We start from the raw sequence: 12,462 nt of genomic DNA, 5'->3' as shown, positions 1-12,462 counted from the left end.
ATCTCTGAGGCTAAGTTGTGAGGGCTGTAACAACCTAGCCTGATATGCCATCAAGTTCTGTGGATTTGCAACAGCAATCAACCACCAATGTGCAAAGTCTAGAAAATAAATGTGGAACAGTTATCCATACTAACAACGGATAGAGGTCTGATTAGTCTGGTAATTGAACTTGCCTCATCAGTTGCTCATGTGGCGAGGAAGAGCAGCTAGGTTGCCAATCTACTTAATCCAATTAACCGTAGATCGCCTTCAGTTTGAGAGCCATAGGCAAGTTCGTTCTAGAAGCAAACGCCATTGCATTCAAGCGGTTTTGCTGAGAAGGAGTTGGTTTCAGTTTGGGGGCAGTCCATCGTGTACCACCACCGACCCGCCGACCCGGCACACCCTCACGCGCTAGAACAGGTTCAGACATGGAAATAAATAAAGCCAGTAACGAGAATCCAATCGTAAGTTGACGCATAGTTGAATTGGTAGATGCCAACATATCTAAGATGTCAGAGCCCACACCACATCACCAGCGTTAAATCACCGAAGTTACAGGCAGACCATTTAAGCAATTTAATTAACAAGATTTATTCAAATAATAGCTAATTATTAAACAAGCCCCTTTCTTATTACCGGTTAGAAAAACTTTAGTAGCGATAAAACTTTGCTAGGGCGGATTCGACGGAAGCAGTAATTCAATATACAGATTAAAGGATCTGCACAAAGGGTAAGGCGTTTTACACGGATTAGTTATTTTTTATCTTTTTAAGAAATTTTGCTTCAGCCGTAGTTCTACGGAGGTCTTCGGCAAAAATCCTTTACACTGAAGAATTCCGTATCCACTGGTCTGTCCTCCAACCATGTCAACCCTACCGGAGTAACTGTGTTAAGGTATGGGAACTCTCGGAGCCCCGTAGTCATCCAACAGGAACGTTCACAATGCAAGATCTCAGAGCCGAATTAGCTGAGTCATTAGATCAAGCCGAATGGGATTGGCTAGCACCCCATGCTGAACGGGAATCGTTGATTTTGGTCAATCCGGGGCTGAATTTATTAGATGTTGGGGTGGCGATCGCGAATGATAATGTTTCCCATGTCCAACGTTGGATTGATGAGGCATTAATCCACAAGCCCTCTCCTGCTCAGGTAGCGGATTGGAGCCAAACGTTAACCAAGCGGTTTCAGGCGTTAATTGTCCAGCCGTTTGTCCTGATTCAGGAGATGGAAGAGGTTAAATCGTAATCTCGGCACCCGCAAGCAGTTGATGTAAGTTCTGAATACTGGCTTGGACGGCCTGGGCTGATACATGTAAAGCCGACAGTTCTTCCGGGGTCAGATCAAGTTCAATAATACTTTCAACTCCCTGACAACCCAACCGGCAGGGGACTCCGGTAAACACATCGGTCAATTGATATTGTCCCTGGAGATACGCGGTAACTGGGAGAATGCGGGTGCGGTTGTAGAGAATCGATTCCACCATCAGACAGGTAGATGAGGCAGGAGCATAAAAGGCACTACCCGTCTTCATCAGATCAACAATTTCTGCCCCACCATGACGGGCACGTTCAATCAAGCGATCGATCGTGGCGGCATCCATTAACTCACTTAAAGGAATGCCATTCACCGTGGTATAGCGCGGTAATAACACCATTAAGTCGCCGTGGCTACCTAACACTGTTGCCGTGATCTCCGCCGTCGAAACCCCCAGTTCCATGGCAATAAATGTTTGAAATCTAGCTGAATCCAATACTCCTGCCATCCCGAGAACTTGATGGGCAGGTAATCCAGTCACCTTCCAGGTCAGATAGGTCATCTGATCCAGGGGATTTGTGACGATAATAAAAATGGCATTGGGAGAATAGGCGATCGCTTGCTGAGCCACATTAGCAACGATTTTGGCATTCGTTAACAGCAGGTCATCCCGACTCATTCCCGGCTTCCGAGGCAGCCCAGCCGTAATCACCACAATGTCGGAATTCGCTGTATCGGCATAGTCATTCGTGCCAATAATTTGGCGATCGTGGCGTTCAATCCCCCGAGCTTGCATTAAGTCCAATGCCAAGCCCTGCGGACGACCCGCAATCACATCTAAGAGCACCACGTCAGCAATATCTTTCTCAGCCAACCGTTGTGCCAGGGTACTGCCAACATTGCCTGCCCCAACTACCGTGACTCGAGCATTGACACACGTAATGGCAGGAGGTTGGAGAGACATAGCCAGGATCCAGATAGGAAAACAATCAACTGAGCAGACTGCCCCAATAGAGCGTCCTGTCTGCATTCTGACACTCTCGATCAAGAAGTGGGGGAGTGGACACAAAAAGCAACCTTCTGGACAGCGATCGCTGGCGTGGGCGATCGCCGTCCCAGACTGGCTCACCTATACGTCTTCGGACCAATAGGAGGGCAGAGAAATTCTACCCCAGTATTATCACCAGGAATTTAGCGTTTTCCCCAGCGATCAGGAGAACAATTCAGTAGATCTACGGTATTATTCCCACTCGATCGTGCCAGGGGGTTTCGAGGTAATGTCGTACACGACACGGTTGACTCCCCGAACTTCGTTGACAATCCGGTTAGAAATTGTTTCCAGCAGATCATAGGGAACCCGCGCCCAATCAGCCGTCATCCCATCTTCACTGGTGACTAATCGCAAGACGATCGGGTAGGCATAGGTTCGTTGATCTCCCATGACTCCCACACTCCGGATCGGCAGCAAGACTGCAAACGCCTGCCAGAAATCGTGATAGACTCCCTGTTGGTTAATTTCCTGGCGGACAATATAATCGGCATCCCGCAGGATATCTAAGCGATCGTCCGTCACTTCACCCAGAATCCGAATCGCTAAACCGGGGCCGGGAAAAGGATGGCGACGAACGATTTCTTCCGGTAGACCGATCGACTTGCCGACTTTACGCACCTCATCTTTAAACAATTTGCGTAGAGGTTCCACCAGCTTGAATCGCAGATCCTTTGGTAGACCGCCGACATTATGATGGCTCTTGATCTTCACCGCCACTCGTTCACCTGTTTGCGGATCAACATTGGTATCGGCGGATTCAATCACATCCGGGTATAGAGTCCCCTGTGCCAGATAATCGAAGGGCCCCAACCGCCGGGATTCTGTCTCAAACACACGAATAAATTCATGCCCAATGCGTTTGCGCTTTTCTTCCGGATCCGTAACTCCTTCGATCGCCTGAAGAAACCGTTCCCGCGCATTGACATACTCCACCGGAATATGGAATTGCTCTTGAAACAGTTTGACCAACCGTTCTGGCTCATATTTCCGCATGAAGCCTTGGTCGATAAACATGCAGGTCAGCTGATCGCCGATCGCCTGATGCAATAAAAACGCCAGCGTGGAAGAATCTACCCCACCCGATAGCGCCAGTAACACCCGCTTATCACCAACCTTTGCCCGAATCTCGCGGATGGATTCTTCCACAAATGCCGCCGTTGTCCAGGTAGGTTCACAATCACAGATGTGGTAAACAAAATTCCGAATTAACGCCAGGCCCCCGATCGAATGCACTACTTCGGGATGGAACTGCACTCCGTATAACTTTTTGTCGTGGTGGGCGATCGCCGCGCAGGGAGTATTCGCCGTGTGGGCTAACAATTCAAACCCCTCAGGGAGCGTGGTTACAGAGTCACCATGACTCATCCACATCGTGGTGCCATCTTCCACATTCGTCAGCAGATCGGTTGGATCATCGATCGCCAGCGATGCCTTACCATATTCACCGCGATCAGTCCGCTCGACCTGCCCTCCTAATTGCTGCACCATCAATTGCATGCCATAGCACACGCCTAATACCGGAATCCCTAGTTTCCAGATATTGGGATCACAGTGCGGCGCTCCCGGCGCATAGACCGAACTAGGCCCCCCTGAGAGAATGATGCCCTTAGGATTCAACTGTTGCAATTGCTCGATCGACGTGCGGTAGGACAATACCTCGGAATAAACCTGCGTTTCCCGAATGCGACGAGCAATCAGCTCGGAATATTGCGAGCCAAAATCAAGAATAACGATCATCTGACGATTCAGCCGATCAAGCGATTCAGTGTGTGGTTGCGATTCAGTCTGTAGAGTCACCACTGTATCCGTGTGAGTTCAAAGCGTGGACTATACCAATTGAAAAAATCACTTCTAAGGAGCTTTACAAAAATTAAAAATCAGTTATCGGTCTATTCTAACTAGCCTAACAGCTAATTTTTGGGGTGATTTGCCATTCTAGGAGATTTCCAGAAGAAAAGATACAGGCAAAGCCCTCACAGGGATATAGAGATGTATTACAACTGTTGGGCGATTGGCAGTAACTAGAGTCACATGGGAGACTGATCTAAAACACATGCATAACGGATCTAGCACATACCGATGACTGATTTAGGACACGGCATTTGACGATCGAAAACACAGAAAGCCTGTGACGCACCGCAGGGCGGTTTGCCGGATCTTACTCCACTCTAGTAATAGTCGGGGAGTCTGTTGTCTTGCATCTCGCTTCAGCAAAATACTATGTTCAATGCCCTACCCGGCTTGGTTCGGAGGTTGTTATGACTATTGCCGTTGAATCCATTGCTGTGCTCCCTGGTTGGGAAGCGCCTTTAGACCCAAAACCCCATACCATCGTGCTCCAACCGGATGGTAATCTGGATCCGACCAGCAGTTTAGAGTTTCGCGTACAACTGGAAGCCGCGATCGAACAGGTAACAGACGGGGTAATTGTTGATTTTCTCTGGGTAAACTCCACCGCTCCACAGGGGATTGCTGCCTTAGTCGCCGGCATCCAACGGGCAGCCATGCTAGGCAAAGCAATTTCCTTTCAATCAATGGATGTGCAGACGCGAGACGCGATCGAACAAGAGTGGAACCGACAACGGCAGTTAAGTTTCGGCTCCTGGCAGGATCGATTTAAGGATGATCTCGAGCAATTTTTGGATCAGTTAGCTCGGTAAGGATTAATCTTCCAGCCGCAACGCTCCCTCAAAATCCGTATTACTGAACTGGACGGCTTCAAAGCGAGTGTGAGTGAGATTCGCCCCCCGGAATACCGTACCGGGAGCCTGACGAATCTGGTGATAGGTTACTACCAACGCATTCAGGGTTAACCATAAATAGAACAATGCCAGGATCATAAGCAGTCCTCCCAGTCCGGTCTGCTGAATCTGCCACCAGGTTAAGGCATGAGCATAGACCAAAAAGGCAAACCCATAGGCTGCCACGGCTCCGGCAGTCGTGACGATCGCAGCAATGGCAACCGTTCGGTAGCGGAGTAACCCGATCGCCGTTAAGCTACCCCAACCCACAGCCCCCCCGATCGCCAGCATGGCATTGTTTCCCGTCAGACTCCCTCCATAGAAAAAGCCCACCAGGGTACTGGAGGCAACACCAGCCAGCCAGAGTGCAGACCTGTTAGCCCGCGATCGGGGTTTCAGGATAATACTCATACCGGACATCCCACCCGCAATCCCCAGACTCATATAGAGTGCCAGGATAAATCCCCAGGCAGAGCCACCCGGCACCTGTCCTAATGCCCCAAAAATCAACTGGCTCACGGTATGAGCCATCACCCCTGCCACGATCGCGATCAAGATCAATAACCGCACGATTTGCTGGCGAGACTGTCCCATTTTGGCATGGGTAAAATTTGCTCCGACTAACTGAGCCTGACTAAAGTCACAGCCTCGGATATCGGCTCCCCGGAAATCTGCCCCATTTAAGGCTTTTTGGCGAAAGGAACGGTTCCGTAAATCTTGATTGACAAAATTCAGCGATCGCAAATTTGGCATATCAATGCAAAGGAAATGAGTTGGCAGTTCGGGGAGAAACCGGGCAGATTAGAGAAAATTGACTCACAGGACTTGAGGTTGTGAATCGTCGTTTTTGGCTACATCAGCTTGGGGTTGCCCTCGGTATGGGTTTACTGACAATGCCTCTAATTCTTTATGGCAAACTGTCGCTGCAACGTCCACCCCAAACTGCACTGGAACGCACGTTGTTTCAGGGCGTTCACTATCGCCGCGAATTTCGTGCCACTCCCCGCCCAATGCTGGTTCACATCTTGACTATAGACCTGACCGCACCGGGGATTAAATTATTAGTGACACCGGAACACCCCAGTATGGATGGGGCAACGATCGCCCGAACAACATCACAGTTTTTAGAAGAATTTAAACTGCAAGTGGCAGTTAATGCCAGTTATTTCACGCCCTTCAGCGAAGAAACACCCTGGAATTACTACCCCCGTACTGGCGATCGCGTCTCTCCTATTGGTCGCACGATTGCCAACGGCATCTCTTATGCCACTTTGAATTTAAACTGGGTCGTACTCTGTATTTCCGATCGCCAACGGGCGGCAATTCAAGCCACTGGCGAGTGTCCCACCCGCACGACCCAAGCCATTGCTGGCAATACCCTTCTGCTTCAGCAGGGTCAACCCGTTCCAACCGATCCGCAAATAGCCGATCGCCATCGTCCCTATCCCCGTCTAAGTGCAGCCGTGAACCGCACCGGAACCACATTATGGTTAGTCGCGATCGATGGCAAGCAAGCCTTTTATAGCGAAGGCGCTACCCTCCCGGAACTGACGGCAATTTTGCAAGAACTTCAGGTCGATGCGGCGATTAATTTGGATGGGGGCGGCTCCACCACCTTAGTAACAACCACCCCGACAGGAACCGCCGTGTTAAATGCGCCCATTCACGCCAAAATTCCCATGTGGGAGCGTCCCGTTGCCAATCATTTAGGCATTTATGCTTTACCCCAAATCAGTAGTGAATTGCCAGCACTACCACGCCAACCGTGACGATCGCCGTTCAACCAGATCGTGATGCTGTCCCATCCCACCTTTACACCTATCGTGTCTTGGCTGACTGATGGGTGACTAAGATCCATCCTTCAATTTCACCCATCCTGTGAGCAGCATTCAGGGATAATTGGTTTAGCGTTGCGGCATCCACCAGCAAGTAAGGGTGGTCAGTCTGTTGCCAATATTCCGCGATCGCAGCACTTGTGGTCAGGGCGGGTTGGTGATCGCGGTAGACCTCATTCACGGGAAGTACCCGGCGATCGCTATAGAAATTCAGCGAGGGGCGGTAATTTGGATAGGAAGTAATCACCGTAGCGCCAGCGGGAGTACCTTGCTGCACCAGAGCGGCAACGGGCTTGACAGAATAGGCTTCATTCAACTCCCAGACCCAATAGCGAGATGCCATGAGAAACATCAAGGCAATATACATCCCCCAGAGCAACACTGGAATAAACTGGGAGTCTCGCCATTTGACTAGAATTGCCGCTGTGGTCATTGTGATCGCGACGGTAATCAAAATCAATGCCAGCTCAGGTTTTGGTATAGGGGCGAAAAAATTGAAATACAGACAACCGCTCCAGCCAACGATCGCCAACAGTCCCAAACAAGCCGCCCAAGCGATCGGATAGGGACGACGGACTGGGCGAAACCAGCCGGTCAGATCGGCTAAATTCCAGGATTCCGACAGGAGATTTCCGGCAACCAAGGCTAAGGCGGGATATAGAGGCATGATGTACCAGGGCAATTTGGTACTCATGAGAGAAATTACCCCTAAGTAGCCGATCGTCCACACTAAGACTAATTTTGCCCACCCTAAATTGCGGTGTTCCCAGGCGCGATGGAATCCCTGCGGCAGAAAGATCAGCCAGGGCAAGGTGTACTTCAGCAACTCCAGCACGTAATACCAGGGCGCACCATGATTATTTTCGATCGGGATCCAAATTCGACTCAGGGACTGACTAATCAGATGGGTACTGAGGAACTGCTCCCCATAGCGCAACCACTGTGCCCAATACCAGGCAGCCACTGGCATCCCCCCCAGCCCAATCCCTGTCCAGAGGTATACAGAGGTCAACAGGCGAGGCGTATCCCACAGAATGAACACGAGCGCGATCGCACCTAATAGCAGCCCAACAATGCCTTTGGTTAAACACACTAGCCCCAATCCAATCCCTACGCCTAATCCCCAACGGAGATCTCGACGGGCACGGAGCAGACAAAATAGCATGATCAAAAAGAAGCAAACTAAGGCTCCGTCCAGCATGGCTAATCGACCGTGACGCACCACAGGCAATAGCGTCAGGTAGATCAATGCTGCCAGAACAGCAGAGGTTCGGCGAAGAAATAACTCTTTGCCAATGCCATACAGCAGTGGTACTGAAAGTGCCGCCAGCATGGCTCCCGGAAGGCGAGTAGTCCATTCATTTACGCCACCCACCTGATAGGTCAGGGCAATCAACCAGTACACTAACGGGGGCTTATTGAGATAGGGTTCGCCCCCAAGGGTGGGATATAGCCAGGTCAATGAGCCTTCAGGCGCTCTCCACATCTCCCGAGCCACCTGCGCCACAATCCCCTCATCCCAGTCCCGCAAGGGCAGTGCCCCCAAGTTAATGCTAAACAGCAACCCGGCTGCCAGAATTAGCCCCAGTGTCCAAAATCGATCAATCTGCTGATGTTTCACTCGCTCACTCCTCAAAGGGTGAAGATGCAGAAAGCCGGATCAGCCATCCCACCTCCTAACACACCTGACCGCTTCACGCCTTCATCGTTGTCTTCATCATCTGATCAAAGTGTTTTATCAAAATCTGTTTTCTTGGGAGAAAACTGGTAGACGGGGCTCGAATCAACAACTTAAATTACTTTGGATGAGTTCATCCTGGCAAATCGCGATCGGTACTCCCATACTTCTTTATCCATCATCCTCACGGGAATTCTGGGCAAATTGTCCAACTCGTCTTACGACAGTCAACGTCAGCAAGGTGATTACCGTACCCACTAAACTTAACTGCCAGACCCCGCAGGCTGCGGTTGTGCCTAATGCCGCCGTCACCCAAATCGCTGCGGCTGACGTTAGCCCTTTGACTTTGGCTTTACCTGTGTTCGGCAACGATTGATGCACAATTTCCCCTGCCCCTAAGAAGCCTACGCCAGTAGCTACTCCCTGAATTGTGCGACTTAACGCATCGGCAGATGGTGACGCATCAGTCGCCAAAGGCATCAAAATAAATAGGGCAGACCCTAAACTCACCAGCATGTGAGTGCGGAGTCCAGCCGCTTTGCCCGTTCTTTCTCGGTTCCAGCCGATCGTTGCTCCAATTAAGGTGGCTAGGGCTAACCGCAGTGACCAATCCAGCCATAGAGGCAAACCACTGGGAGACAGATGAATGGGTGCAGTCACAAATTCAGTTACTCTCGATCGCAGCAAGGAAGACTTGCATTATCAGCTAAGGGGAAACAGGAAACAAGGGAAGCTATTATTGAGCCTCTAGAGAAACTTGAGACGACCCCTGATTGCCCATCTTAGGATCAAGATGATTTAGTAGGCGATCGGGATCGGGCTTAATTCCGTTGCGGCTGGTTCAGTCGCCGGAAGGTTAGCGGGTATTGGTGCGGCATTTGGGAGAGTTGCCACAGAATTGAGTTGCACCACCCGTGAGGCTGTCGGCTGAGTAGATGCCGCTTTCGCTTTGGCTGGAGGCTTTGATGGTTGGGTGGATTTTGCAGGCTTCGCCGGAGCCTGGGGCTTACCTGACTTCTGGGATTTAGCGTTATTTTTCGGGTTAGCTGCCGTTTTAGCCGGAGGGAGCATCGCCTCAATTTCCCCCAGGGCGATCGGGGTTTTGATATCTCCCGGCACATCCACAACCACCAAATACCCTGCGTAATTCCTGCCCCCCACCATCTCAAATGCCTTCAGAATCTTGGGCATATCGGCTTCCAGTAATTGCCCCTGTTCGTTATACAGTTCCAGTGCCGAGAGACAGCCGATCGTGGGATTCCAGTTAAAACTATCGGGGTTTTTGGCTTTGCGGCTAAAGAAATCCGGTGAGTCTCCAGTCCCATGAATCCGGAACAAACTACGACCAATTTTTCCTGCCCAAAACGTTTGCTGAATTGCCCAATAATTGCGCCAGGAGGGGGGAAGTAGCCCCAGGTAGTCGGTTAAGCTGCCAGTAAAGTGACCCGATCGTCCCGGCAAAAACTGTCTTGCTCCAGTTTCAAACGGCACATACAGATTCACTAACGAAAATTGTCCATAGGCACGAAAAAACTCATCATCCGGCTGGGGCACTGAACCTTCGATCCGGTAAATCCCCTGCGGAGTTTGCCCCCGGACAAAGTTCCAATTTAAGTTATGAATCGATCGCAGCAACAGAGGGACAGACCAAAGTTGCCCGCCCTGCCGGATAAATTCACCATTGCGATCCTTCAGGATCAAACGGCACAGCACATCCCGATCGGAACGACAAATCGCATAGGCATGCAGTTGTTTAGGGGCGATCGTCCAGGTCAGTAAATCGGCTAACGGTGGCAACGCTGGAGGTTGTACGGTGGCTTGAATATCCTGAACGGTAGTTTGCAAATGGACATTGCGCGACCAATTCGGAAACCGCCGTTTTACCTGGGCGATCAAACGTTGCAATTCATTATTCGTCAACCCAAATTTGGCAAGCCCGGATAGAGATGCCGCCACCCACTCCGGATCAGCACTTTGTTCCACTGCCCGAATAAACTGTTGCTTCACCCCGGCGTATAACGAGCGATCGACCAGATAAAGCTGAGTCCCAACTTTCACTGCCATGTCGATCGTCCGCATTTGCGAGTCAGACAACCCGCGTCGAGTCATCAGGCTGAGAATCTGACTCAGGCTATCCGCCACAAAGGCTTCCTGCGGTTCTACGACAGCCGTTGTCCAAAGAATATTGCGCCAATGGGACTCATGTTGATTCGTCACCGGAAAGCGCTGGACATCGTAATTATCCGGGCGAATTTGGCGAGTTTGTTGGTCGCGATGCTGACTTCGGGTGGCTGCCGTTGCCTGGACTTTGGCTTGTTGATTGCCAGTCGGAGATTCAGAGACACCAGCATTCAAAAGCGAAGCCGGTTTTAAAGCTAAACCACCAATGGCTAGCACCGTTGCCAGGGCGATCGCTCCGCCGGTGCGTCGAATGTTGGGATACTGATGGTGCCAAAAGCATTTCATCACAAATCACAAACCTGTGAAATTATTCATAGAGATAAATAATTACTGTGGTTCCTTCTAGGATCAGGATTCCCTAACGTTCTAGCATTCATGAATCCTAAAACCAGGAATGTTCAAAAACTGCAAAGTTGAGCAAACTTTACGTCCGTTCGGGAACTCCACACGAACTTTGAAATTCTTCACAAATAGAGCGACTATGCTACTATCTGGATGGCTCAAGTGGCGCATGGTAGCTCAGTAGCCCATTTCTCGGTGGTGGAGGAGATACAGGAGTGCAAGACAGCTTGTCAGCAGGCTATGTTAACGCGCATTTACCCAGTCCACATATACAACGCAGTCATCCAGAGCCCATCCGGGTCGGGGTGATCGGTGTGGGCAATATGGGACAACACCATACTCGCGTCCTTAGCTTCCTTAAGGATGTTGAGTTGGTCGGTGTTTCCGATGTCAATGCGGAACGGGGAATTGATACAGCCAGTAAATATCGAGTTCGATTTTTTGAAGACTACCGGGATCTATTAACTCATGTAGACGCGGTGTGTGTTGCCGTCCCGACCCGCTTACATCATGCCGTTGGCATGACCTGTTTGCAGGCAGGGGTGCATGTCTTAATCGAAAAACCGATCGCCGCCAGTATTGCCGAAGCCGAATCGCTAGTCAATGCGGCAGCAGAATCGCAATGTATTTTGCAGGTCGGACATATTGAACGCTTTAATCCCGCCTTTCAGGAACTCAGTAAGGTTTTGAAAACCGAAGAGTTGCTGGCGTTAGAGGCGCATCGCATGAGTCCTTACTCCGATCGGGCAAACGATGTCTCTGTCGTGTTGGATCTAATGATCCATGACATTGACCTCTTGCTGGAACTGGCCGCCGCTCCTGTGGTCAAACTCACGGCAAGTGGCAGTCGCGCCCACGGTTCGGGCTATCTCGATTACGTCACCGCCACCCTGGGGTTTGCCAATGGCATTGTCGCCACTCTCACCTCCAGCAAGGTAACTCACCGCAAAATTCGCCGGATTGCTGCTCACTGCAAAAATTCCCTTACAGAAGCCGATTTCCTCAATAACGAAATCCTGATCCATCGCCAAACCACGGCTAACTATTCGACCGACTACGGACAGGTTCTGTATCGGCAGGATGGCTTAATTGAGAAGGTCTATACCAGCAATATCGAGCCACTCCATGCCGAATTGGAACATTTCGTTAGTTGCGTGCGGGGAGGCAATCAACCTTCGGTGGGTGGAGAACAGGCACTGAAAGCCCTACGGCTGGCTAGCTTAATCGAGCAAATGGCACTCGATGGTCAGGCCTGGCAAACCAAAGAGCTGGAAGCCAGATTGATGGCAGCCCCCACCATGGCAGTCTAGCCATCGATCGGTAGTACAGGGAAGGAATCCAGTTCTTCTAAGACCATTTCCCAAAGAATTTATCCCCAAACTGTAGGGATTTGGCATT

Annotated in this window: 11 protein-coding genes; 4 read left to right on the top strand and 7 right to left on the bottom strand. The window is 50.5% G+C overall.

From position 1 onward, the window contains the following. Nucleotides 1-232: 232 nt before the first annotated feature. Entirely contained in the window at nt 233-460 is a 228-nt protein-coding gene (locus ACN4EK_RS18910) for a hypothetical protein (RefSeq protein WP_431659685.1), read from the bottom strand. A 464-nt stretch (nt 461-924) separates the two neighbouring features. Between ACN4EK_RS18910 and ACN4EK_RS18905 the strand changes: the two genes are divergently transcribed. Beyond that, complete coding sequence (locus ACN4EK_RS18905) at nt 925-1,227, top strand: DUF2288 domain-containing protein (protein WP_431659684.1); 303 nt, start codon at nt 925-927, stop codon at nt 1,225-1,227. Here ACN4EK_RS18905 and mdh read toward each other — a convergent pair. After that, nucleotides 1,217-2,365 (bottom strand): malate dehydrogenase, encoded by a 1,149-nt coding sequence (mdh, locus tag ACN4EK_RS18900; RefSeq protein WP_431659682.1) that lies wholly within the window; start codon nt 2,363-2,365, stop codon nt 1,217-1,219. The genes ACN4EK_RS18905 and mdh overlap by 11 nt on opposite strands. A 111-nt stretch (nt 2,366-2,476) precedes the next feature. Continuing rightward, on the bottom strand, nt 2,477-4,024 hold the full coding sequence (guaA, locus tag ACN4EK_RS18895; protein ID WP_431659680.1) for a glutamine-hydrolyzing GMP synthase: 1,548 nt from the start codon (nt 4,022-4,024) through the stop codon (nt 2,477-2,479). A 521-nt stretch (nt 4,025-4,545) separates the two neighbouring features. On the opposite strand from guaA, the gene ACN4EK_RS18890 reads away from it, so the two are divergent. After that, the gene (locus tag ACN4EK_RS18890; RefSeq protein WP_431659678.1) at nt 4,546-4,947 is read left to right on the top strand and encodes an STAS domain-containing protein; all 402 of its coding nucleotides are present in this window, start codon (nt 4,546-4,548) and stop codon (nt 4,945-4,947) included. A 3-nt stretch (nt 4,948-4,950) separates the two neighbouring features. On the opposite strand, the gene ACN4EK_RS18885 is transcribed toward ACN4EK_RS18890, so the two are convergent. Then, complete coding sequence (locus ACN4EK_RS18885) at nt 4,951-5,781, bottom strand: pentapeptide repeat-containing protein (protein ID WP_431659677.1); 831 nt, start codon at nt 5,779-5,781, stop codon at nt 4,951-4,953. An 80-nt stretch (nt 5,782-5,861) separates the two neighbouring features. Here ACN4EK_RS18885 and ACN4EK_RS18880 point away from each other — a divergent pair, with 80 nt between their 5' ends. Further along, nucleotides 5,862-6,797, top strand: coding sequence for a phosphodiester glycosidase family protein (locus ACN4EK_RS18880; RefSeq protein WP_431659675.1), 936 nt, complete (start codon nt 5,862-5,864; stop codon nt 6,795-6,797). A gap of 49 nt (nt 6,798-6,846) precedes the next feature. On the opposite strand, the gene ACN4EK_RS18875 is transcribed toward ACN4EK_RS18880, so the two are convergent. From ACN4EK_RS18875 to ACN4EK_RS18865, 3 genes are all read right to left on the bottom strand, one after another. Then, complete coding sequence (locus ACN4EK_RS18875) at nt 6,847-8,484, bottom strand: ArnT family glycosyltransferase (RefSeq protein ID WP_431659674.1); 1,638 nt, start codon at nt 8,482-8,484, stop codon at nt 6,847-6,849. A 228-nt stretch (nt 8,485-8,712) separates the two neighbouring features. Continuing rightward, nucleotides 8,713-9,201 (bottom strand): MgtC/SapB family protein, encoded by a 489-nt coding sequence (locus ACN4EK_RS18870; protein ID WP_431659673.1) that lies wholly within the window; start codon nt 9,199-9,201, stop codon nt 8,713-8,715. Between the two features lie 138 nt (nt 9,202-9,339). Then, a complete protein-coding gene (locus tag ACN4EK_RS18865; protein WP_431659717.1) occupies nt 9,340-11,007 on the bottom strand; it encodes a hypothetical protein in 1,668 nt (555 codons plus the stop codon). 272 nt (nt 11,008-11,279) lie between these two features. Between ACN4EK_RS18865 and ACN4EK_RS18860 the strand changes: the two genes are divergently transcribed. Next, nucleotides 11,280-12,374 (top strand): Gfo/Idh/MocA family oxidoreductase, encoded by a 1,095-nt coding sequence (locus ACN4EK_RS18860; protein ID WP_431659672.1) that lies wholly within the window; start codon nt 11,280-11,282, stop codon nt 12,372-12,374. Nucleotides 12,375-12,462: the final 88 nt, after the last annotated feature.

It is taken from the genome of Pantanalinema rosaneae CENA516 (assembly GCF_050753385.1).
Taxonomy (GTDB): Bacteria; Cyanobacteriota; Cyanobacteriia; order Leptolyngbyales; family Leptolyngbyaceae; genus Pantanalinema; species Pantanalinema rosaneae.
The sequence above is the reverse complement of the archived record's forward strand: the minus strand, read 5'-3'. Positions and strand labels throughout refer to the sequence as shown.